General features: G+C 63.7%; 16 protein-coding genes. 4 read left to right on the forward strand and 12 right to left on the reverse strand.

The genetic code is table 11. The features are described 5' to 3' along the window. Positions 1–24: 24 nt before the first annotated feature. The 4 genes from EP7_RS19340 to EP7_RS19355 all read right to left on the reverse strand — a co-directional run bounded on the left by EP7_RS19340 (position 25) and on the right by EP7_RS19355 (position 6,312). The gene (locus EP7_RS19340) at positions 25–1,752 is read right to left on the reverse strand and encodes a S26 family signal peptidase (protein WP_463523695.1); all 1,728 of its coding nucleotides are present in this window, start codon (positions 1,750–1,752) and stop codon (positions 25–27) included. A gap of 45 nt (positions 1,753–1,797) precedes the next feature. After that, on the reverse strand, positions 1,798–3,264 hold the full coding sequence (gene lepB, locus EP7_RS19345) for a signal peptidase I (RefSeq protein ID WP_463523697.1): 1,467 nt from the start codon (positions 3,262–3,264) through the stop codon (positions 1,798–1,800). 43 nt (positions 3,265–3,307) lie between these two features. After that, a complete protein-coding gene (gene lepA, locus EP7_RS19350; protein WP_463523699.1) occupies positions 3,308–5,113 on the reverse strand; it encodes a translation elongation factor 4 in 1,806 nt (601 codons plus the stop codon). Between the two features lie 200 nt (positions 5,114–5,313). Then, a complete protein-coding gene (locus EP7_RS19355) occupies positions 5,314–6,312 on the reverse strand; it encodes an ROK family protein (RefSeq protein ID WP_463523701.1) in 999 nt (332 codons plus the stop codon). 232 nt (positions 6,313–6,544) lie between these two features. Between EP7_RS19355 and EP7_RS19360 the strand changes: the two genes are divergently transcribed. Next, on the forward strand, positions 6,545–7,489 hold the full coding sequence (locus EP7_RS19360) for a DUF1570 domain-containing protein (RefSeq protein WP_463523703.1): 945 nt from the start codon (positions 6,545–6,547) through the stop codon (positions 7,487–7,489). 16 nt (positions 7,490–7,505) lie between these two features. On the opposite strand, the gene EP7_RS19365 is transcribed toward EP7_RS19360, so the two are convergent. The 6 genes from EP7_RS19365 to EP7_RS19390 all read right to left on the reverse strand — a co-directional run bounded on the left by EP7_RS19365 (position 7,506) and on the right by EP7_RS19390 (position 16,229). Then, positions 7,506–9,455 (reverse strand): preprotein translocase subunit SecA, encoded by a 1,950-nt coding sequence (locus tag EP7_RS19365; protein ID WP_463523705.1) that lies wholly within the window; start codon positions 9,453–9,455, stop codon positions 7,506–7,508. Positions 9,456–9,629: 174 nt separating this feature from the next. Continuing rightward, entirely contained in the window at positions 9,630–10,694 is a 1,065-nt protein-coding gene (locus tag EP7_RS19370; RefSeq protein ID WP_463523707.1) for a hypothetical protein, read from the reverse strand. Between the two features lie 56 nt (positions 10,695–10,750). After that, positions 10,751–11,632, reverse strand: coding sequence for a UDP-N-acetylmuramate dehydrogenase (gene murB, locus EP7_RS19375; protein ID WP_463523709.1), 882 nt, complete (start codon positions 11,630–11,632; stop codon positions 10,751–10,753). Next, complete coding sequence (locus EP7_RS19380) at positions 11,589–12,965, reverse strand: Mur ligase domain-containing protein (protein ID WP_463523711.1); 1,377 nt, start codon at positions 12,963–12,965, stop codon at positions 11,589–11,591. The genes murB and EP7_RS19380 overlap by 44 nt, the downstream gene beginning before the upstream one ends. A gap of 292 nt (positions 12,966–13,257) precedes the next feature. After that, positions 13,258–13,518, reverse strand: coding sequence for a hypothetical protein (locus tag EP7_RS19385; RefSeq protein WP_463523713.1), 261 nt, complete (start codon positions 13,516–13,518; stop codon positions 13,258–13,260). Positions 13,519–13,595: 77 nt separating this feature from the next. Then, positions 13,596–16,229, reverse strand: a complete 2,634-nt coding sequence (locus tag EP7_RS19390; RefSeq protein WP_463523715.1) for a M14 family metallopeptidase — start codon at positions 16,227–16,229, stop codon at positions 13,596–13,598. A 293-nt stretch (positions 16,230–16,522) separates the two neighbouring features. On the opposite strand from EP7_RS19390, the gene EP7_RS19395 reads away from it, so the two are divergent. Continuing rightward, a complete protein-coding gene (locus EP7_RS19395) occupies positions 16,523–17,572 on the forward strand; it encodes a DUF1559 family PulG-like putative transporter (RefSeq protein ID WP_463523717.1) in 1,050 nt (349 codons plus the stop codon). 372 nt (positions 17,573–17,944) lie between these two features. Further along, positions 17,945–18,994, forward strand: a complete 1,050-nt coding sequence (locus tag EP7_RS19400) for a DUF1559 family PulG-like putative transporter (RefSeq protein ID WP_463523719.1) — start codon at positions 17,945–17,947, stop codon at positions 18,992–18,994. A gap of 111 nt (positions 18,995–19,105) precedes the next feature. Here the strand turns inward: EP7_RS19400 and EP7_RS19405 are convergent, their stop codons facing one another. Together EP7_RS19405 and EP7_RS19410 are read right to left on the reverse strand one after the other, a co-directional pair. Further along, positions 19,106–20,269, reverse strand: coding sequence for a PP2C family protein-serine/threonine phosphatase (locus tag EP7_RS19405; RefSeq protein ID WP_463523721.1), 1,164 nt, complete (start codon positions 20,267–20,269; stop codon positions 19,106–19,108). 157 nt (positions 20,270–20,426) lie between these two features. Beyond that, positions 20,427–20,750: a tetratricopeptide repeat protein gene (locus EP7_RS19410; protein ID WP_463523723.1), complete on the reverse strand. Its 324-nt coding sequence runs from the start codon at positions 20,748–20,750 to the stop codon at positions 20,427–20,429. Positions 20,751–21,249: 499 nt separating this feature from the next. On the opposite strand from EP7_RS19410, the gene EP7_RS19415 reads away from it, so the two are divergent. Beyond that, complete coding sequence (locus EP7_RS19415) at positions 21,250–22,608, forward strand: S1C family serine protease (RefSeq protein WP_463523725.1); 1,359 nt, start codon at positions 21,250–21,252, stop codon at positions 22,606–22,608. Positions 22,609–22,612: the final 4 nt, after the last annotated feature.

Here is a 22,612-nt window from a genome sequence, read left to right on the forward strand (position 1 = left end):
TCGAAACGCCCGTTCGCGGTCGGGTCAGCGGATGAGTGTCATCCGCTCGAAATAGGGCCGGAACGGTACACGCCAGTCGGAGCCCACTCGGATCTCGGGGCCAAACGGCTTGCCGTGGGGCCAGTAGATGAAGAACGCCTTGCCGATTAGGAGCGACCGCGGGACCTCCCACGACTCGCGGATCGAGGGATCCCAGCCATTGGTCTGGTCCTCCTCAAGCTGGTCGCGTGTCCCCCACTGCCGGCCGTCCTTGCTCCGCGGGCTGTTGTCCCCCATCATCATGAACCGATCGGGGCCGATCTTGTAATCGCGCGGCTCCAGCGTGCCGAGCCAGGCGAAGTGGGTCTGGTCCGACAGGATGTCGATCAGGTCCGAGGCGTTCCTCGGCTCTCGGCCTTCCCAGAGGCCGTTGTAATCGACCTCCCCGGGAACCTGGGTATAGTAGATATCCCGACTTACGGCAAGCCCGCTCACCGCGGCTCTCATCCCGCCGCGAACCCGGATTCTCACCGGGCTGAGGTCCTCCGCAGTCGGCGCCGGACGCTCCTTCCCCTCGTCGTCATAAGTCCGCCCTTCGCCGAAGGGCAAAGATCCGTTGACCCAGAGCGTCAGGCGGTTGTCGACGTTGGCGAACTCGATCCGGCTCGTCTGACCGGCTTTCAAGTCGAGATCGATGGGCTCGCCGAGGGTTGCGTTGCCGTGAGAGAGGCTGACGATTCCGTCTGAGAGATCGATCGTGCAACGATTACTGACACCGCCTTCGATCAGTTCGACTTCGACGATGCCTTTGGGGTCGTCGAACTTCAGATCAAACGAAGTGGTCAGGTCGCCGACCCAGTGAGGCTGGCGCCAGGACGAGTCCCAGTTTCTCGGCGACCCGGCGAGGATCCCGGTGTTGTAGGAGTAGAAATCGGTGATCAGGCTCGCCTTGGGCGACTTGGCCGGGGTCTGGCCCGCGGCAAGCTCGGACCATTGGTCAGGATCGGGGATGAGGTGGCGATACCTCAACTCGGAGTCGGCCTTTTCCTCAGCCTGGAAGGTCCCCGGGGAGGTCTCTGAGAAGCCTTTCTCCCCCTTCCACCTCGTCCATTCCGGGCGCTGCGCGAGTGCGGTTGGCCGGTGACGGTCGTCGTTGACGTTCATCTGCATCGCCCGCTGATGGGCGGTGGGCTTACGCCTGATTGTGAACGGTTCGGCCTCGGCCGCCCGGGTGAGGATGTCGCCGTAATGGATTCGGAGCAGCTCACCGGGCAGGCCGACGAGACGCTTGATGTAATTTGTCTCGGGCTCTTCGGGATATCGGAAGACAACCACGTCCCACCGCTCGGGGGGGCGGGCGCCGGGGAGGAAAGGCAGTTCGAAGGGGAACTTGCTGACCAGGATCCGGTCGCCCTTGAAGCTCGGCTGCTCGGCCAGGCCGGTCGCGGTCCATCGGCAGTTGACGCAGACACTCGAGTCGACACGTAATGGGGGCTTTCTTCGAACCCCCTCCGGTTCCTCGGCGGCATTCACGGTGTAGACGAACCCGCATTGCGGGCAAGCCACCTCCTTGTGATGGCCCATTAGGGTGGGGGCCATCGAGCCGGTCGGGATGACGAAGGCCTCGGCGTCGAACGCGCGGATCAGGATGGCCAGGATGAAGGCCACGACGATCTGCTCGACAGTGTCGCGCCACGACTCTTTCGAGGTGGCGGCAACGGGCTTCGGGCTGACGTTGGTCTTCGGTTCAGGCCGAGTGACGGTCCGGCTCATCGGGCAAGTCCTGCTCAGAAGAGATCGAGTGGCGGCCGAACCGACCTACCGAATGTAGCGGATCTCCCTCGGGTCTGGAACCCAATAGACCGACCGTCCGAACACCTTCAGGGGCATGACCTGCCCGGGTAGGTGGACGAGGAACGGCTTGCCGAGGAACATCTCGGCCCGGACCACGGGGCTTAGCTTCCAGAACCGGGAGTCATTGGAGACCGCGCTGTTGTCGCCCAGGACGAAGAATTCGCCCTCCTTGAGCTGATAAGGCCGGTCGACACCGAAGGCCTTACGTGTTGCACCTGCCAGAGCCGCGGTGTAGAAAACGTCGCGGTACAACCGGATCGCGGAAACCTCGGCCCCACTCCCTTCCAATCCCAGCCCGACGGGACTGGCGAAGAGCGAACCGCCAATAGGGTCCTCGGTCATTTCGAAGTCGATCGGGTCGAAGAGCGGAGTTCCGTCCACGGCGACGATCAACCGCCGGTCCATCAGCGACGCTTCCACGCGCGAGACGACTGAGCTGTCTGGCGACGAAGTCAGGCTGCCTCGTAGATTCAGGAGCGGCACGATCAGGCCGTTGCGTCGGACCTCGGCCGGCCTGCGACCATCGACGGGAAGGCTGATGTAGAACCGATCGCCGTCGCGGCCAATCCGGATCGACAATGAACGGGCCTCGGGCTTGAGGGCGACGTCGACCTCCATCGAGAGGTCACCCACCGAGTTCTCGCCGCGGAGGTCGCCGCCGTTATAGGGGGAGAAGTCGTTGATCGGTCCGTAGCGGATCCTGTCCGGCTGCCAGTGGCGATAGTCGAGCCAGTCGATCGTCCCCTCCCCCGAGTCTCCGAGGTCGCGGTGGACGAATCGATTCTGGTCGACCGTCCAGCCACTCGCGGCGTTCCTGGGCCCGTTCGGGCGTGCCTTGTGGAAGACCCAGCGCGGGAAGCGGTTGGCGTCGGCTGGAAAATAGGTCGAGTCGTGGACCGGGATTCGCATCGCGTGCTGCTGAGCGAGTGACTTGCGGGCGATCTTTCCATCGATATAGAGGTCGCCGCCCAGGATCTGGACCGACTCCCCGGGCAGGCCCACCACACGCTTAACGTAGGCCTGATTCTGCTCCTCGGGGCTTTGGAAAACGGCGACTTCCCAGCGGCGGGGATCTCGCAGGTCATAAAGGTATTTCTGGACGAGCAGGCGGTCGCCGCTGCATTCCAGCGAGACGCCCTGGTCGAGACTATCGTGACCGCAGTTAGGGCAGACGGCGCGACCGGATCGGCCTTCCTCATCCATGCCGACGGCGAATGGCATCTTGCAGTTGGCGCAGGGCACGACCCGGTGCATCCCCAGCAGCGTGGGCGCCATCGATCCGGTGGGGACGATGTAGGCCTCGGCGGCGAAGGTGCGGAAGGTCAGGATGCTGAGGACCAGGACGACGATGAACTCGACGAGGGCCCGGGTCGACCCCTGGGCGACCACGTCTGCGAGTCGGGGCGAGTCGGTCGTCGGCTGGAGTTGCATCAGGATCGGTGCCCCGCGTTGCAAGGTCGGCCAAGGCGAGCGGTCACTCGTCTCCGTTGTCGAGGACCGACAGGAAGGCTTCCTGCGAGATCTCGACGTTGCCCACCTGCTTCATCCGCTTCTTGCCTTCCTTCTGCTTCTCCAACAGCTTACGTTTGCGGCTGATGTCGCCGCCGTAGCACTTCGCGGTCACGTTCTTGCGCAGGGCGGAGATCGATTCGCGGGCGATCACGCGGCTGCCGATCGCGGCCTGGATGGCGACCTCGAACTGGTGTCGGTCGATCTCACCCCGCAGCTTCTTGACCAGCTTGCGGCCTCGACGGTCGGCGTGCGCCTTGTGGACCACGATCGAGAGGGCGTCGACCCGCGAGCCGGCCACCAGGATGTCGAGGCGGCAGAGGTCGCTGTCCTTATAGCCGATCAGCTCGTAATCCATCGTGCCGTAGCCGCGCGTGGCGCTCTTTAGCTTATCGTAGAGGTCGTAGATCATCTCGGCCAGGGGCAGCTCGTAAGTGAGGATCGCCCGGGTCGGCGTAATGTACTCGGTCTTCAGATAGATCCCGCGCCGGTCCTCGCAGAGCTGCATGATCGCGCCGATGCAGTCCTTGGGGATGATGAAGTTGACCTTAGCGCACGGCTCGCGGAATTCCTCGATATCGCCGGCCTCGGGGATCCTCGTCGGGTTGGAGACGTGCATCGTCTCCCCCTGGCGGGTGACGATCTCGTAGGTGACCGTGGGCGCGGTCTGGACGAGCATCAGCTTACTCTCGCGCTCCAGGCGTTGCTGGACGATCTCCATGTGGAGCATGCCCAGAAACCCGCAGCGGAAGCCGAACCCGAGGGCATCGGACGACTCGGGCTCGTAGGTGAAGCTCGAATCGTTCAGGGCGAGCTTCTGGAGCGCCGTGCGCAGGTCTTCGAACTCGTTGTTCGTCGCCGGGAAGAGGCCGCAATAGACGACCTGGACGGGCTCTTTGTAGCCATCCAGGGCGACCGTGGCGCTCCGGTTCGCGTCGGTGATCGTGTCGCCGATGCGTACGTCGGCCAGGTTCTTGATATTCGCCGCGACGTAGCCGACCTGTCCGACCCCCAACTCGTCGCAGGCGGTCTCGTGGGGGCGGAATCGGCCCAGCCCGGTGACTTCGTACTCGGTGCCACCGGCCATCAGGCGAATCTTCTGGCCAACCTTGAGGCAGCCGTCGATGACCCGGACGTACGTGACAACGCCCTGATAGTCGTCGAACTTGGAGTCGAAGATGAGCGCCCGCAGCGGCTCATCGGGCGAGCCGCCGGGCGGCGGGACGCGCTCGATGATCGCCTTGAAGACGTCGGGCACCCCCTGGCCGGTCTTGGCGCTGACGGCCAGGACCTCGTCCGGGTCGATGCCCAGCGTGGCCATGATCTCTTCCTTGATCTCGTCGGGCCGCGAGGCCTGCATGTCGATCTTGTTCAAGACCGGCACGATCGTCAGGTCGCCGGCAATCGCCAGATAGGCATTGGCGACCGTCTGGGCCTGCACGCCTTGCGTCGAGTCGACGAGGAGGATGGCCCCCTCGCATGCGGCCAGGCTGCGCGAGACTTCGTAATTGAAGTCGACGTGGCCCGGCGTGTCGATCAGGTTGAGTTCGTAGACCTGGCCTTCGTGGGTATAGTTGATCGCGACGGCGCGGGCCTTGATGGTGATGCCGCGCTCGCGTTCCAGGTCCATGTCGTCGAGGAGCTGCTCGCGGAACTCGCGGTTGGTGATCGCGCCGGACTGGAGCAGGATCTGGTCGGCAAGTGTGCTCTTGCCGTGGTCGATGTGGGCGATGATCGAGAAGTTGCGGATGAATTTGGGGTCGAAGACCATCGAAGGTTCCCGGGGACGGGGTTCGGTCGATCGCGGGGCGGATCGGCGGGCCTGGTCGCGGGAAACCCCACCTCAGAAGGTCGGGGCGCGCCGGTGGGGGCCTTGGGGACGCATCTTGGTCCCCTGGATTATAGGCGGGAACCACGCCCCGGGTAAGCGGAATCGCCCGGGGACTGATTCCCGTGTCGAATTCTCGGTCATCAGACGGCTGAGTGAAGGCCAAATGTGGCCCGAGCCCAGCCCGCCGCGCCAATAAAACCGGCGTCGCCGCCCAGCTCAGCGTATGCGATGAGCGTCTTCTGGGCCGGAGTCGGGAAGGCAAGCTCCCGCACGTCGGCCTGGATCTGGCTGAGGAACTTGTGGCCAGCGGCGATCATCCCGCCCGAGAAGAGGACGATGTCGGGGTCGATCGTATGCATCAGATTGACGGCGCCGAAGGCCAGGTAGCGGGCCGTCTCACGCATCAGGCGGATTGCCAGCGCGTCTCCGGCCTCGGCGGCATCGTTGATAAGGCGGCTGGTCAATTCTTCCTCGGCATGGATCTCGGCCAGGCTCGAACCAGGCTCGACCTCGATCGCCTCAATGGCCCGCTTCACCAATGCGGTGGCCGACGCGTAGGCTTCCAGGTGCCCGCGCTTGCCGCAGGGGCATAGGCGGCCTCCTTCCATCTGGATCACGATGTGGCCGCACTCGCCTCCGTGGCTGTGCTGCCCCTCAATGATGTTGCCGCTCTCCACGATTCCGCAGCCGATTCCGGTGCCCAGGGTGAACAGGACGAGGCTCTGGGTCTTGCGGCCGGCTCCCGCCCAGTATTCCCCGTAGGCAGCGGCGTTTGCGTCATTCTGGAGCACCGTCTGCTTGCCCAGCTCGATCGCCAGCAGGTCGCGGATCGGCAGGTTGGTCCAACCCGGGAGATTCGGCGGATCGAGCAGCTTGCCGGCGCGGATATCCATCGTGCCTGGCGAACCGAGCCCGACACCGGCGATGGCGTCCCATCCAAGCCCGCTGGCCGCGACCGCGCGTCGGCCGGCTTCGGCGAGATTCGCCAGCCCAACGAGCGGCCCTTTGTCGGCCTCCGTCGGTAGGCTGACCGACGAGATCGGGTGCCCCCCGTCGTCAACGACGCCGCTCTTTATGTTGGTCCCGCCCAGGTCAATCCCCAGGTAATAGGGGGGGCGTTGGTTAGCGGCGTCGCTCATGCAAGGCCTCGGAGACGCGAGAGTCGCGGCTGAAGAGAGGGGGGTCGGTTATGATCGCGGGGGCGATTACGGCTGCGGTGTGGGCCGATCATGGCGGAGCGGGGACGTGGTCTGCGGCCGAAAGATCGGCTATCTTAGCCAAGGGCGCGGCGGTCGGTCAAACGCAACGGCCGCTTCGCCGCAAGGCTTAGCCAGGCTCGGATTTCGGGGCGACGTACCGGAGGTCGGGGCGATGAGACGACGCTGGTTCCTGAGGGGCATCGTCGCGGCCGCCGCCTCGGAGTTTGGGGCTTCACGGCTACTTGCGCGAGCGTTTGACGACCCGGAACCGGCCAAAGGGGACGGTGCCCAGGCTGTCATTGAGCTTTGCCGCAAGGTTGGATTGGACCGATCCGAGATCGAGCGGGGGACGGGCAAGTTGTTTGTGGCCGCGGGGGACGCTCCGCCGGCGTTCCGCCGTGAAGCTCTGAAGATTTGCGAGCTGATGGCGAGGTCGTATCTCGAGCACTTCAAGGCCAAAGGCTTCGAGGTCAAAGCACCCGACACCCCGATGGTCATCGTGACACTCGCCAGCGTGAAGTCCTTCGAGGCCTTCACGGGCGAGAAATCCACCGGGGGTGGAGGCCATTTCGACCTCGAGACCAACCGCCTCGTCATGTTCAACTTCAAAGCCAACGATGCGCCCCAGGTCGGCTCGGCCGAGATGGTAAATCGCCTGACCTTGATCCACGAGGCGATGCACCAGCTCTGCTACAACACGGGCTTGCTCGACCTGAACGCCGACGTCCCGATCGCGATCAGCGAGGGGTTTGCAACCTATGCAGAGCCCTGGAATTCTTCGACGAAAAAGGGCTTTGGCGCAAGAAACCCCGGCCGAGCCCTCGGTCTTTCGCAAGGCGTCCAGGAGGCCGGCGGGTGGACACCGATCCGGACGGTGATCGCTGATGACGAGGTCTTCCAACCCGGCAAGGCCCGGTCGCTGGCCTATTCCCAGAGCTGGTTGCTCACGAGGGTTCTCATGCAGGAAGCCCCCAAGCGGGCGAAGTTCCGGGCGTATCTCACGGCGCTGAAACAGCAGCAGGACACGACCGGGCGGGTTGAGCTCTTCGAGACGCACCTCGGCAGCCTCGATTCGCTCGATCGAGAGCTGCGGAAGGCTGCCGGGATGCGGTCCTGATTCTCGTCGGGTCGGATCAGCCAAGGACCGGATTCAGGCCCATGTTCTTGCGCATCTCGGCGCGTTGCTTCTCGTATTCCATCAAGAGCTTGCGATCGCGGAAATGCGACCGTTCCTTGCGGGCCTGGGCACGCAGGACGAGGTTACGCATGGACCGGCTGGTCAACTCGCCCTTACCCGCGTAGCGTTTGCGGATCCGGATCGCCGGCTTCTCGCCGTAAGCTTCAATGATCTCGTCTTCCAGCGAGACGAAGAACTGGCAGACGCCCGGATCGCCCTGGCGGGCACACCGGCCCGCGAGTTGACGGTCGACCCGGCGCGACTCGTGCCGCTCAGTCCCCATGACGTGCAGTCCGCCCTGCTCGCTCACGTGATCGCCGAGCTTGATGTCCGTACCGCGCCCGGCCATATTGGTGGCGACGGTGACGCGGCCAGGTTGCCCGGCCTGCGAGACGATCTGGGCCTCGATCTCATGGTTCTTGGCGTTCAGGACCTGATGCTCGATTCCCGCCGCGTTGAGCAAGGCGCTCAGCTTCTCAGACTTCTCGATCGATCGGGTGCCGACGAGCACGGGAACGTCGAGCTTGTTCCACTCGACGATCTGATCGGCAACGGCCTGGAACTTCTCGTCCTCGGTCGAGAAGATGCGGTCGGGGATCATCCGCCGCATCCCCTTGCGATTGGTGGGGACGGGGAAGACCCTCAGCTTGTAGGTCCTGGACAGCTCGCGGGCGTCGGACGACGCGGTCCCGGTCATGCCGCCGAGCTTCTTGTATCGCAGGAAGAAGTCCTGAACGGTGACGCGGGCCGCCGTGATCGTCTCCAGGGTGACTTCCAGCTTTTCCTTGGCCTGGATCGCCTGGTGCAGCCCGTCCTGCCACTGCCTGCCCGGCATCAAGCGGCCGGTGAACTCATCGACAATGACAACCTCGTTGTCCATGACCACGTAATCGCGGTCCTTCAAGTAGGCGATCTGCCCGCGCAGGGCCCGCTCGACGTATTCGTAGAGCCCGTCCACCGTCAGGGTGACGAACGACGAGTGGCCGGCGACGGCCTGTACCTTGCGGCGGCCGGCGATGTTCAATTCGGCCTTACGCTCGGCGGGGTCGTACTTGAAGTCCTTGCCGCGGACCAGGGTCGCGGCAAGCTGGTCGGCGCCATAGTAGGCTGCCGCTTCTTCCTGGGTCGGCTGGTTGTTGGCCCCGATGATCAACGGGGTCCTGGCCTCGTCGATCAGGATGCTGTCGGCCTCGTCCACGATGCAGAAGTGATGGGTCCGCTGGACCGGCTTCTCGGAGTCGGCGTGCTGGCTCCGATTCAAGAACGCCTGCTCGAACGACTTGCGGTGGGTGTCGCCAAGCTGGAGCCGCTTGAGCTCGTCGCGGAGGAAGTCGAAGCCAAATTCCTTCGACGTCCCGTAGGTTATGTCCTGGTTGTAGGCATTCCGGCGCTCGGGATCGCTCATCCCCGTCTGGATGCAACCGACGGTCATGCCGAGCAGGGCGTAGACCTGCTGGTTCCAGTCGGCGTCGCGCTTGGCCAGGTAGTCATTGACTGTGACGACGTGCGTCCCTTTGCCTTGCAGGGCATTGAGATACGCCGGCAGCGTGGCGACGAGCGTCTTCCCCTCGCCGGTCTCCATCTCCGCGATGCATTTGAAATGGATGGCCGCGCCTCCGACAAGCTGGACGTCATAATGACGCTGCTTCACGGTGCGCTTGGCCGACTCGCGGACGAGGGCGAAGGCTTCGACGAGCAACCTGTTGAGCGACTCGCCCATCCGAGCCCGATGCCTGAGCGCCAGGCTCTTGGCGGCGAGACCGGCATCGGTCTCCGCTTCCAGCGCAGGCTCTAGCGCATTGATCTTGTCGACGAACAGGGCGTAGCGGCTGAGTCTCCCGGAATGGGTCGTGACCGCAAGACGCTGAACCTGGTTGTACCAATTCGGGCCGAGTCGACTCGCCATGACCCCGGGTCTCCCTCTTCGATCGCGCACAACATCGGGCTACGAACACCTTGGATCGCGACGCCAGATCGCGGACGATTCGGCGCGCAGGCGTTCATCGACAACGGGACAGGCACGACCCCGATCCTCCCGCGCGGTCGCACCGATTTCTCCGCGCGAGCGGAGGTTCGCGCGTCAACGAGCCGGTGCGGGCGAATCCGGCTCGGAGTTCGGGCGCAATCCGTGGCGACCGAAGATCAGGAAGTCGGGCCTGGAGAGGGATAAGGTCCCCTGACGCGAGACCCACTCCTGGAGAAACCGCCATTTCGTCGCGGCATCGTGGCTCCCTGGCCGCTCGTCGCCGGGAGCTTCACCCCAGAGGATCGTGGTGCCGTCCGCGGTGCTGAGGAAAATGCCCCGACCCTCGTCGGGGAAGATCATCAAAATCGTCGGGGCGATCTTATCCGCGTCCTCTCGGTGCGTCCTGAGCAGCGCGGCCATCCGGGCCGCCCCTAACTGAGGGCTCATCGAGCCGGATTTGGCCACCGCAGTTGAGTTCGGTCGATCCGCTTCGTCGGGGGGTGACTTCCAGGGGTAGCCCGGCTTGCGCTCGTAAGGTCGGGGCACTTCGTTGGGTGGCCCGCTCGATTTGGTCTCGGTCTGGGTCACGATCCGGGGGAGCGGGCCCGTGGCCGTCCGGTCCAGGTCGTCCAGAGGCAGGATGACGGCATCGCCGTCGATGACGTAATTCTCCGTGGGATCCTTCCAGGAGACGTACGCGACGGGCTCGCGGTAGCGGAGCTCGACCGTCAACTGGCGCGGGAACCTGGGCTCGACCCGAACGACCCTCTCGACCCAGGGACTATCCAGGGCGAAGGAGCGGTACAGGTTCTCGGGCTCAGCGGGGTCGAGGAGCGAGATCGGTCGGTTCCAGTGGCCGTCTCGCTGAACCGATTCCAGGATGCCCCGGGCTCCTGACTGGATCCATGGGGGTGGCTTCGGGGTCAGCTCGATCTCATCGAAGCGAATCTGATAAGTGTCCTGGCCGTGTAGCCACGCGCGGATCCCTGCGAGACCGCGGCTACCCCCGGCGAAAAGCGCCACGAAGAGTGCCAGGCCGAGGAGGATCGCGGCGATGAGCCTGGCACGGGCGATGTGACGGACCCCCGCAGGGCGAGAAAGGCCCGAGAACCTCCGGCGAAAGCCGTCGCCGGGACGACCTTCGGTCGCGCCGGATGGCGTCGGATCGCGGCGGTCCATCACCTAGCCCTCCGACATTCCGTCGTTCCCGGATTTCACGTCGACTTGTCGTCCGACTACCAGACCTGGATCTGAAGTTCCAGGTCGTAGCCGAATTGCTGCCGGACCCGGTCGCGGACCTGGTCGATCAGGGTGAGGACATCGGCGGAGGTGGCGCCACGCTCGGCCAGGATGTAGTTGGCGTGGCGATCCGACACCTCGGCGTGCCCGACCCGGGCGCCGCGCATGCCGGCCTGATCGATCAGCATGCCGGCGGAGACCTCTGGGCTCGGATTCTTGAAGATGCAGCCCGACGACTGGTGGCCGTAAGGCTGGTTTTCTTTCTTGATGATCCAGATCCGCCGCATTCGCTTGATGACCGTCTCTTGATCTTCCGACTCGAATTCGAGGCGGGCCGAGAGGACGATCTCGTCGTCCAGGTCCGACTTGCGGTACGAGAACCCGGCCTCGTCGCGATCGATCTCCTGGATCTGCCCGGCGGAGTCGAGCAGCGTGATGCTGCGGATGAACTGGCCGATGGCCCCCTGCCGTCCGCCGGAGTTTCCCTTGATCGCTCCACCCAGTGTTCCCGGGATGCCCGTGAGCAATTCCAGGCCGCCGAGACCGACGCGGGCCGTCTGAGAGATGAGGGCCGTCAGCGGGACGGCGGCGCCCGCCTCGACCCGGTTCCCTTCCACCTTCACGTCGGAGAACGAGGGGCTTTCCAGGTGGACGACCAGGCCCGGAACCCCCTCATCGCGGACGAGGATGTTGGAACCGCCGGCGAGCACGCGAACCGGTAACCCGGCTTCGCGCGCCCGGGCGACCAATCCTGCCAGCTCCTCGGCGTTGCTGGGCTTCGCCAGGAATTGCGCGGGGCCACCCAGGCGCAACCATGTATAAGCGGCCAGCGACTCAGCCGGCCTGACGATCTCGCGGAAGTCGTCCAAGGAATGCATCGGCGATCGTTCCCACCTGACCCGAGCCCAGGGTGATCAGGACGTCCCCGGGCTCCAACTGCCGATCCAGGCGGTCCACCGCCTCGTCGCGATCCGCGACCGAAACCGCCGAGACGCCCTGCTCATCCAGTGAGCGGACGGCCGAGGTCCAGGTCCCGCACAGACCTTCGCGCCCCACGACCAGGACGCGATCGGCCCTGGACAGCGGCGCCACGAAGGCCTCGGCCAGGTCGGTCGACCCACGGCCCGGGCCCAAGACGGCCCAGAGCCTGCGTCGCCCGTAAATCATCCGGCCGACGGAGAGTGTTTCGTCCACCGAAACCGGGTCCTGAGCCTCATCGTCCACCAGTGTAACACCCCGGAAGCTGCCGCGGGACTCGAAACCGCGCGAAACGCCCGCGAACTCCTCGAGCGCATCCCGGATGGCGGGGACCGGTACATCAAGCCGCATGCCCGCGGCGAGGGCGGCCAAGGCGCAGAGCACTGGCCCGAGCCCCGGGACTCTCAACCGGATCTCGGCCACGAACGTCCCCTGGTAGAACGCGCGGAAACGAAATCGACCCTTGTCCTCGCGCAGGTCGGCTCCCCACCAGTCGTCCTCACGCCTGAGTCCAACCTTCTCGACCGGCCCTGTGCCACGCATCCGTAGCTCGCCCAGCTCGAGGTCACCGGCCACAAGCACGCCGCCACGCGACACATCGGCCGAGGATTCGATCAAGCTGCGGATTGTCGGCGAAACGGCCGGGCCGGTTGCCGTGATCATGAGCAGGGTCAACCAGGGGGCGAGTTGCTCGATCTCCTCGGGTTCGCATGCGGTCTCGATCACCGCCGTCGGTCCCCGTCCCAGCCGGCCCCAGCCCCCGAGTTGCGACGAACGGGTCGCCAGAACGACGGTCGGGTCCATCCCCGCACGGGTCAGGACGCCGGCCATCATCGCGCCAGCGAGGCCCGAGCCCCTGCCGCCGGAAACCGCGACAGCCAGCTTGCCACCGACCAACTGCCTGAGGATCTCGGCCCGGCTCGATTGAGGGGAGCCCGCCTTCAGTGCTGCAAGACGCTCAGGATGCTCTCGACCCTTGCTGACGTCGTAAACGAGGAAGTGAGGGCGCCTTGGCAGATGGCCTGGCGCGTGCCCCTCGTGGACCCGGATCCCCAGGCGCCTCAGGCCGTCGAGCTCCGGCCCTGCCGCGTCGTCGGACCCGCTGACGAGCAGTCCGCTCTGCGACAGAACTTGCGCAATTCCGGACATGCCACGGCCGCCCAGACCGACCAGGTGCGCGCATCGCGGCCCGAAGGCCACGCCGGCTGTTTCCCGATCTGTCTCGTCTCGCATGGGCCGATTCCTTCTCAATCCAGGGCGTGTCGGCCGGCCTGCACCCGAATGGATACCGCCGCCGCACGACCATTCGATCCAGGCCTAGTTATCGTCGCGATCGATCCAACCGGCCCACACTTTCCGACCCTCCCACGCAAGAATCCTGTGTAAGGCGTGAATTCTGATCTAGGACAACCTCAAAATGGACAGCTTAATCATGCTCAGCGAAGATTTTTTCGAACGAAAAAAGCCGTCCAGGTTGTGGCATGGACGGCTTCTCAACGACCGAAATGGTTTCAGTTCGGCGGTCTCACTCAGATCCTTCGATCTTGACGAGCTTGTTGTACAGGCCGAGCAGGAGGATGGTGGGAACCCATTGGCCGACGAACGTTGCAGCGTGACGCTTTCCAAGAAGCTGGAGTCCAAGAGAAAGGCCGATCGATCCGACAGCCAGGCCCAGGTAGGTGCCGGAGGGGACCTGACTTGTGTAGTACTCGATCTGCTTCGTCAGGTCACCTTCCGCGTGCTCATGAGGTGCGACGCCAGCCTGGCTTGATGGTGCGTAAGACATGGGTTGTCATTCCTGTAGGTTGGTGACAAAGGCCTGTGCTTCCGACAAAGCGAGAGCAGTGCAACTGTCGGGCCATTTCAGCCAGAACCTTTTGAGGCAACCGACGCCTGGAAGATCGCATTGAAGAGAAGCCGAAACGTCCCGTAAGTCTGTCCGCGATGCTGAGGGGGAAACCCGAAGAGCAGGATTCGGCCGTCTCCTCGCTTCGCCTCGACAATCGCCGCCTTACCCTGGAGTCTCCCCGCGCCGAGCAGCCATCCACTCTCGAGGACGTCCGTCGAGGCATAGCGAGCGACGATCGTTGGGGGCGGATCGGACCTCGGGACCATCTCGGATTGCACCTCGAACGCGTGCGAGCGGTCGAAATAGGCCGATCCTCTCGCGGGGAATCCCGCCATCAGCGGGTCGGTCGTGGTGGCCACGATGCCCAGGATCGATCCCGGCCCGTAGAACTCGGACGATTTCAGGCCTTTCAGAACGTCGACAACGGGCAGTGAAAACGCGTCGATCGCATATTGACACGAACCCTCAAGGCAGATAAGCGTCCCACCCTCCTCGACGAAGGCGACGAGGGCGACTCGGCCTTCAGCACCCAGTCCTCCCACGAACGCAGGCTCGGTCTCGTCGGGCCCCCATCCATCGCGAATGGTGCCTGGGTCGACGGAAGGCAGGATGATGGCGTCGTACCGCTGTCGAAGCTCGCCGACTCGGATCGACGCATTCTCAAGCGTCGTCGGCCGGAACCCGGCCGTTTCCAGGACGAGACGAGTCCAGCCCTCGTCCAGGCTCGGGATCCATGGTTTGTAAACGCCGACCCTGGGTGCTTTCAGGTTCAGGTGGATGGCCCGCTGAGCCGGGGCGCCGGGCTGCTCGGGCATCTCGGGTTCGATGATTGCGTTCAGCCGACTTGAGGTCCCTTCAAGCACCTTCAACAGTGGCTTATCGCCTGTCTTCGCCGGCCGGATCCGGATCGAGGCCCGATCGAGGTCCTCGGCCGGGGCATCGGGCCGGAAGTCCAGCGTCGCCTCAGCCCCTTGCGCGAGTAAGGCGTTGAGTGCCTTGTTGTCGTCGACGGAGCGGAGCGCCAGCCGATAGGTGTCGGCCGCGCCACCTACGACTTCGGGTTCCGGGACTTCGATCGTTTCGAGTTCGTCCATCTGGGCCAGAAATGTTCCGCGGATTGAGACCGCCCTTACGCCCATCTGGAGCGGCAAAGTCCAGCCTGCCACGTCGTATGGAGCCTCGGCCTGGCCGTTCGGGGTGAATCGGTCGGGATAAATCTGCCGCTCCATCATGTCCTTGAGATGGGCCCGGTAGGGTTGCGCCGCGGGTAGAATGAAGGAACCAGCGGGGAAGGCCGCGCCGTCGGCCTCGAAGGCCTTGGACGCGCGAAGGACATCGATGCCCGTCTCGCGGAGGATCCGGACCATCCGCGTCGCCGTTGCGAGGTCACGCTGGTCGGCAGGGACGATCCAGGCGTAGGGGGGCTCGGTGCTCCCACGCGTGATCGCATCTCGGCCCATCTGTAAGTAATTTGCCTGAAGAGTCGGGCCATAACGTGCCGCGTAGGTGAGGATCGAACGGCAGCAGATGAGCTGGTCCTCGACGATATCGCGCAGCCTCCACCAGCCTCCCGGCCACGGGGTGACGAAGTTCACCGCAGCCCGATGATCGGCGAAGCCACGGGAACCGCCCCTCAGCTCAGACTTCTCCACGAAGATGGGGCTTGCCAGGCGGACGCTGGCCGACTCGGTGAGCACCGCGACGATGTTGTGTCGCTGCGGCACCGTGCGGTTCCCGCCGTTCCACCAGTTGTCGTACATCGCGTTGGTCAGCACGCCCTTGCGGCCTGCCGCGGCGAGGTCGGCCGCCATATGAGATCCGACGTTCGAGATCCCCTGGTTCACCCGAGGATCGAGGTTGGGGTTGATTGGGTCGAAGAACGGCGGCACGAAGATACGCGCACCCTTGCTTCCCATCTGGTGAATGTCGTACGCCAGGGTCGGGAACCAGTCGCGGTAGAGCAGTCGCGTCATCAGCTGGGTTTCACGCAGATTCAGCATGAACCAGTCCCGGTTGGTGTCATGCCCTGCATATTTATGATAAAGCTCGGGCATGCCCCCCCCTTCCCAGGGCTTTCCCCGCGAGCGCTCGTACCATGCGGCGACCTTGTCGACCCCGTCCGGATTGATCGATGGGACGAGTAGGAGGATGACCTTGTCGAGTATCTCTCGCGTCGTGGGGTCATCCTTGGTGGCGAGGTCGTGGAGCAATTCCATCGCCGTGTGGGTCGAGGCGGTCTCCGACGAGTGGATCGAGCAGGTGATGAGGACTACCGGCTTGCTCCTGGCGAGGAACGACAGTCCCTCCGCCCCGACCTTGCGGGGATCGGCAATCAATTTTTGATAGCCTCGAAAGGTGTCGAGTTGAGTGATCGTCTCCGGGCTCGACACCACCGCAACAAGGAAGGGTCTCCCCTCGGTGCTCTCCCCAAGCCTGAGCACAGCAACGCGTTCGCTGGCCCGATCCACGGCCTGCGTATAGTCGACCACCTTCGGCCAGGTCACTAGGCGGAAGTCCTCTCCCATCCGGAATCCGAACCATCTCAACGGCGAAGGAATCTCCGCGGCGAGCGTTGCCTGCGAGACTCCAAGCAGGCTCAGGAACGCGAGTCGGGCCGAGACGCGAAAGAGATTGCGGCGTGTCGACATGGATCGACTCCAGTCTGGTCGCGGATCAACATCTAGAAAGGAAGGCGATCCCACGAATCCGATCTTCTCTTCCACGATGGTCGGGCTTGACGTCACCGCGGTCAAGCAAGCGGGAGGGACTTATCTCTCCCATAATTTGGCGAGATTCGCAGGGAGATTTGGTCGCATGTGTGGTAAGAATTCGTCATGAATTAAGTTTTGAATCCCCCTCTCGCAATCGTCCGACTCGTGTGCAATGATTCCAGAATCGTTCCCCTCTGCTCCTCTTGCGAATAAATCGGAGTCGAACCGTCATGCGTCGTCCACGCCGCTGTGCACGTCTGCGCGCGTTCACCTTGATCGAGCTCCTCGTCGTCATCTCCATCATCGCCGTGCTCATCGCCCTCCTGCTGCCGGCCGTGCAGAGCGCCCGCGAGGCCGCGCGGCGCATCCAGTGCGTCAACAACCTCAAGCAGCTCGGCCTGGCCCTGCACAACTACAACGACGTTCAGGGTTCCCTTCCCCCCGGTCGCGTCTGGGCTCCGAAGGCGAATGGGGGATTCCCCTCGATCTTCGCGGGAGCACAGAACACGACCTGGTTCGTCATGATGCTGCCGCAGTTCGAGCAGCAAAACCTCTACAACGCGTTCAATTTCATGCTGGGCAGTGAAGGGGTTCCGGGCTCGGGCCTCAGCTCCGTCGTGGGCATGTTCGCCAATACGACGATCTCGGCGACCAAGATCGCGATGTTCCAGTGCCCCAGCGATCGCGCCAATCTCTTCCAGATCAATCCCGGCTATGCGGGCGGCTTATTCAGCGGTTTCAAGATGACCAAAGGCAACTATGCCGCCAGCTGGGGCAACACCAACTGGGGCGCCGGCATGGGTGGCGATTCGACGCTCAGGACCGCCTACCGACCCGCGGCGTTTGGGCATTCGAACGTGACCCTGGCCAAGATCACCGACGGCACGAGCAACACCGTCTTCATCGGCGAAGTCCTTCAGGGTGCCGAGGGTGATATCCGGGGTGTCATGTGGTCGACCGTCTCTGGCGGCTCGTCGTTCATGACGCGATTCACGCCCAATTCGTTGAAGGATTACTTCAACCTTACCAACGGCGGTGACGCCGCACCCAATGATCCGGGCCTCTTCTGCGTCTCCGAGCCCGTGATGCAACTCCCCTGCACTTCGGGATACGGCGACAGCGATGCCTTCGCCGGCTCGCGTAGCCGCCACCCGGGCGGCATCAACACGGTGATGGGCGACGGCTCGGTCCGGTTCGTCAAGAATACGATCAATCACGAGATCTGGGTTGGACTGAATACAATCGGTGGCGGCGAGATCATCAGCGCCGACTCTTATTGACGGGAGTTCTTGAATCACGAGGAATCCCGGGTCCGCGATTGGGCCCCGGGATTTCTCGTTGACTCGCCCGGGAGTGGGCAAATGGGCCATGGTCCCGATCGATGTCGATCGGGAGGCTCTTGCCGGATCGCTCCAAACGCGACCCACGCCGCAAATTCCGGCATTTGATGCGTCGTGAACTGCGGCGGATCGTGCATTGAACTCATCAGGCGATAGGATCGGAGACGGATCTCTGTCTCTCATTCCATGCATGCCGAGAGACAATCATGGATTATTCTGTGTTTAGCCCTGTCAATCTTCTTGTTTGATTGCAATGATCATCTAAGCAGTAAGTTGTCCGGTTTAACTAAAGAATCCAAGGAACGAACCGTCATGCGTCGTCCACGCCGCTGTGCACGTCCGCGCGCGTTCACGTTGATCGAGCTGCTCGTCGTCATCTCCATCATCGCCGTGCTCATCGCCCTCTTGCTGCCGGCCGTACAGAGCGCCCGCGAGGCCGCCCGACGCATCCAGTGCGTCAACAACCTCAAGCAGCTCGGCCTGGCCCTGCACAACTACAACGACGTCAACGGATCGCTTCCACCTGGACGCATCTGGGCCCCAAATCCGTCCAAGGCGTTCCCGGTCTTCTTCTCGGGGGCACAGAACACGACCTGGTTTGTCCTGATGCTGCCACAGTTCGAGCAGCAATCCCTGGCCAATGCGTTCAACTTCAGTCTGGGCACCGAAGGGATACCGGGCCCGGGCTTGAGCGTCGCCCTGGGTTGGTTCGCCAACTCCACGGTGATGTCCACGAAGGTCGGGGTCTTCCAGTGTCCTAGCGATCGCTCGAACCTGTTCCAGATTAATCCGAGCTATCAGGGCGGCGTGCTCAGCGGGTTCAAGCTCACGAAGGGAAATTACGCCGCCAGCTGGGGCAACACCAACTGGGGCGCCGGCATGGGGGGTAATTCCACGTTGATGGCTGCCTACCGGCCCGCGGCCTTCGGGCATACGAGCGTGACGCTGGCCAAGGTCACCGACGGCACGAGCAACACCGTCTTCCTCGGCGAGGTGCTTCAGGGCGCCGAAAACGACGTCCGAGGGGCGATGTGGTCGAGTGTTTCGGGCGGCTCGTCGTTCATGACGCGATATACGCCCAACTCGCTGAAGGATTACTTCAGCCTCACCAACGGCGGCGACGCCCTGCCCAACGCTCCGGGCCTCTTCTGCGTCTCAGAGCCCGTGATGCAACTTCCCTGCACGGCTGGCGTTAGCGATAGCGATTCGTTCACGGGCGCCCGTAGCCGACATCCCGGCGTCATCAACACCGTCATGGGCGACGGATCGGTCCGGACGGTCAAGAACACGGTCAATGCCGACGTCTGGGTCGGTTTGAACACGATCAGCGGCGGCGAGATCCTCAGCGCCGATAGCTACTGAATCTTCGATCCGACCTCAGAAACCCGTAGCCCGTGCCGTCTTCATGTGCGGTCGGGCGGCCCATCCTCTGGCAGGGGACGGGCCGCCCGACCGCACATGAAGACGCTTGACTCAGACCGGTGGGTACTGGATGACGACGATATTGATGTCGTCCGAAGCGGATCCGGGCCTGACGTGATCGGCGACGGCCGCCTCGACCTTCGCGATGATCTCGGCGGCGTCCGCGTGCTTGTTCTCTTCCAGGAGTGCTTTGAGGCGATTCTCGCCGAACATCACGTCGGCCGGGTCCATCGCGTCGGGTAGGCCGTCGGTGTAGATCACAAGGGTCTCGCCCGGCTTCAGCTTGTCTGTGGCCGCCGCGGTCGCGTCCACCAGACCGATTCCAAGCAGGCCCGGATTGGATTCGAGCAGCCGCGTCGGATCGGGACCGACGATGATCGCCGAGGGGTGTCCGACCCCCGCATAGACGACCTCGCCGGTCTGTTCGTCGAGCATCAGGTAGAAGCCGGTGCAGAAATAGCCTTCGGGAAAGTAGCTCTCCAGGCCGGTGTCGAGCCCAGCGAGGACCTCGCCAGGTTCGGTCGTGGACTGGGCAAGGGGCGCGGCGAGGGCCTTGACCATCCCGGAGAGCATCGCCGAGTTGACGCCATGCCCCGAGATGTCGGCGACCAGGATGCCGAGCCGCCCATCGGGCAAGCGATAGAAGTCATAGACGTCACCGCCCAGCTCGTTGGCGGGCGTGTACTTGACCGCCATTCGCATCGGACCGCTGGGCTTGGGAGGCTTGGGCATCAGGGCATGCTGAACCTTCCGGGCGAGCTTCAGCTCGAGATCCAGCTTCTTCTTGGCATCCTCGAGCTGACGGTTGCGACTCGCGAGCTCTCCTCTCAGATCCGAAATTCGGAGTTGCGCGCGGATCCTGGCGAAAAGCTCCTGAATCTCCCCGGGGTTCCTGGGTTTCTGGATGTAGTCATCGGCCCCCGAGTCGAGCCCGACAACCTTACTCTCGCTGGCACCCAGGGTGGTCAGCATGATCACGGGAATGGACCGAACTTCCGGATCTGCCTTCAACGCCTTGCAGAGCGTGGGCCCGTCCATCTCGGGCATTTCGTAGTCGCTCAGGATCAGCTCGGGTTGCCCCTGCTTGGCCGCGGCCAATCCGAGGACACCATCCTCGGCTGTGGAGACCTCATAGCCGGCGTCCTGGAGGAGCGCCGAGATCATCCGGCGCATCGTCGAGCTATCTTCGACCAACAAGATCCGGCGAGCCGCCATCGCTCTCTCCCCACCGACCGACCGAGACCAGGCCGGGACCGGAATAGCATTCATTCGTAGGAAGCCAATTGGCCTCAACAATAGAACGATGGCCGCTCGACACCAAGGGGCTGGCAGCAGTCCGTCCGGCGAAATTGTTTACCCGTCCCTAGAGCCATCAGGGAAGCTGCATCAAGATTCCATCCATCTCGGCCGCCGCATGCAAGTCGCCCCGCGCCTGAGCCTTGGCGATTCCGGTCGTGAGGATCACGCGACATTCGTCGAAATCGGCGGTCTCGAGCAGCGATTGCCCGAGTTGCTGATAGGCGGCGACCTGTTGCTCGGGATCGTCGGCAATCAGCGCCGTCAGTCGTTCCCGCCCTTCCTCGATTTCTCCCTCGCGAAGGCACTGGAGGGCCAGTCCGTAGCGCAGGAAGGCGTCGCCGGGATCTTCGGCCAGGCTCGCCTCCAACATGAGGCGTCGCTTCGATTTGTCCGCCATGATCGTCTCAACCCTTTGGCAAACGCAATGTTCCGCACGTTCGATGGAAGACCGTAATACCCCGATCCTTCGACTGTCAAGTCGTCGACAACAGGGTCTTCTCGTTCCCGGTCGACTCTGCCGATCTGGGAGATCTGACCACAAATCGGGGTCGAAGGAATTGATTCCGTTGGACGCATTATGGAATGACTGACGACAATGCGGAAACGCTGGGAAGATGGGTCAATTCGGTATTTTGGCGATCAAGGCTAGACGGCGGGATTCCGATTCAATCGAAGTCGGAACGGGCGATGAGGCACGACGAGATCGCGTCGAGTCGCCCGGATCGGATGCTCTCGAATGATTCGACGAGCCGGAGTGACGGACCAGGGAGGGTTTCGCGATGGCCCTTTCGTCCGTCCGAGGTTGTGTCTTGGGGGTCGGCGGCCGATCTGGCCGGCCCAGCAACCATACGGAGAGGGGCTTCAACGTGCTCATGCCCACGAGGTGGCCGGGATGGTTGGCCTTAGTCGGCCTGGCGGCGGTCGTGCTCCCGGGCACGTCGGCTGAGGCATCGAACCGCAAGACCGTTGCGGTCGAGGCGGTCCGCAAGGCTCAGCCCAGCGTGGTGAGCATTTCCAGCGAGAAGAAGGCCGCGTCGTCAAGCCGCTGGCCATTCTCCTCCGAGGAGAGCCAGCAGCCGAGGGTTAGCGGGATGGGGACCGGGGTGATCCTCGACCAGAGGGGCTACATCCTCACGAATCATCACGTGGTCGACAAGGTCCAGGCCATCGAGGTCCATCTCAGCGACGGAACCGTCCTGCCCGCTCGCCTCGTCCAGCACGATCCCGTGATGGACCTGGCGATGCTGAAGGTCGAGTCGCCCACCCCCCTGCCGGCGATCACCGTGGGCACCTCCGCCGACCTGATGGTGGGCGAGGACGTGGTGACGATCGGCAACGCGTTTGGCTACGAGAATACGGTCTCAGTCGGGATCATCAGCGCCCTCGGGCGCAACGTCAAGCTGACCGACGACCAGGTCTATCGCAACCTCATCCAGACCGATGCCTGCATCAACCCAGGTAACTCTGGGGGGCCCCTGGTCAACGTAGACGGCGAGTTGATCGGCATCAACGTCGCGGTGAGAGCCGGGGCTCAGGGGATCGGCTTCGCCCTACCGATCGACGACGTCAAGAAGGTCGCCGCCGAGATGCTCAGCACCAAGCGGTTGGCCAACACCTGGCATGGCCTGATCCTCCGCGAGACCCCCCCCGGCGAGCCCAGGGGCGTGGCCGTCATCGAAGTGCCCCGCGGCAGCCCGGCCGAAGCGGCCGGCATCAAGCCCGGCGATCAGATCTTGAAGGTCAACGACCTGGGGATTGCCAACGCTCTTGATGTCGAACGAGGCTTCATCGACGTCAAGCCGGGACAGCCCGCCAAGGTCTCCTTCAGGCGTGCGAGCAAGGATCAGCAGGCCTCGTTGATCCCCGTCGCACTGGCCCGCCAGCCGTCGAACGTCGCGGTCACCGCGGACACCGGCGAGACGATCTGGAGCCTCATCGGTTTGCGGCTGACCCATGTCGACACCGAGTACGTGTCGTCGGCCTCGTCCAAGCTACGGGGCGGCTTGTATATCCAGTCGGTGCAGCCGGGCAGCCCCGCTCAGCGAGCGATGCTCCAGCCGGGCGACATCCTGGTGGGGATGAATGTCGGAACCAGGCACTGGGAGACGGTCCAGCCTGAGAATGTCGTCTACATCCTCAAGCAGCAGGAACTGCTGGTCAATCAGACTCTTCAGTTTTACATCGTTCGCCGCAACGGCATCCACCAAGGTGCCCTGACGCTCGCCGACCGCCCGCAAGGGACGGTGATGAAGTAAGCCG

It is taken from the genome of Isosphaeraceae bacterium EP7, from assembly GCA_038400315.1.
Lineage (GTDB): Bacteria > Planctomycetota > Planctomycetia > Isosphaerales > Isosphaeraceae > EP7.

Excerpts from the sequence above, each read along its gene's own strand:
- EP7_RS19385 (WP_463523713.1), bottom strand. The coding sequence starts at position 13,518 with ATGTCTTACGCACCATCAAGCCAGGCTGGCGTCGCACCTCATGAGCAC.
- lepA (WP_463523699.1), bottom strand. The coding sequence starts at position 5,113 with ATGGTCTTCGACCCCAAATTCATCCGCAACTTCTCGATCATCGCCCAC.
- EP7_RS19410 (WP_463523723.1), bottom strand. The coding sequence starts at position 20,750 with ATGGCGGACAAATCGAAGCGACGCCTCATGTTGGAGGCGAGCCTGGCC.
- EP7_RS19380 (WP_463523711.1), bottom strand. The coding sequence starts at position 12,965 with ATGCGAGACGAGACAGATCGGGAAACAGCCGGCGTGGCCTTCGGGCCG.
- EP7_RS19370 (WP_463523707.1), bottom strand. The coding sequence starts at position 10,694 with ATGGACCGCCGCGATCCGACGCCATCCGGCGCGACCGAAGGTCGTCCC.
- EP7_RS19340 (WP_463523695.1), bottom strand. The coding sequence starts at position 1,752 with ATGAGCCGGACCGTCACTCGGCCTGAACCGAAGACCAACGTCAGCCCG.
- EP7_RS19365 (WP_463523705.1), bottom strand. The coding sequence starts at position 9,455 with ATGGCGAGTCGACTCGGCCCGAATTGGTACAACCAGGTTCAGCGTCTT.
- murB (WP_463523709.1), bottom strand. The coding sequence starts at position 11,632 with ATGCATTCCTTGGACGACTTCCGCGAGATCGTCAGGCCGGCTGAGTCG.
- EP7_RS19360 (WP_463523703.1), top strand. The coding sequence starts at position 6,545 with ATGAGACGACGCTGGTTCCTGAGGGGCATCGTCGCGGCCGCCGCCTCG.
- EP7_RS19355 (WP_463523701.1), bottom strand. The coding sequence starts at position 6,312 with ATGAGCGACGCCGCTAACCAACGCCCCCCCTATTACCTGGGGATTGAC.
- EP7_RS19400 (WP_463523719.1), top strand. The coding sequence starts at position 17,945 with ATGCGTCGTCCACGCCGCTGTGCACGTCCGCGCGCGTTCACGTTGATC.
- EP7_RS19405 (WP_463523721.1), bottom strand. The coding sequence starts at position 20,269 with ATGGCGGCTCGCCGGATCTTGTTGGTCGAAGATAGCTCGACGATGCGC.
- EP7_RS19390 (WP_463523715.1), bottom strand. The coding sequence starts at position 16,229 with ATGTCGACACGCCGCAATCTCTTTCGCGTCTCGGCCCGACTCGCGTTC.
- EP7_RS19395 (WP_463523717.1), top strand. The coding sequence starts at position 16,523 with ATGCGTCGTCCACGCCGCTGTGCACGTCTGCGCGCGTTCACCTTGATC.
- lepB (WP_463523697.1), bottom strand. The coding sequence starts at position 3,264 with ATGCAACTCCAGCCGACGACCGACTCGCCCCGACTCGCAGACGTGGTC.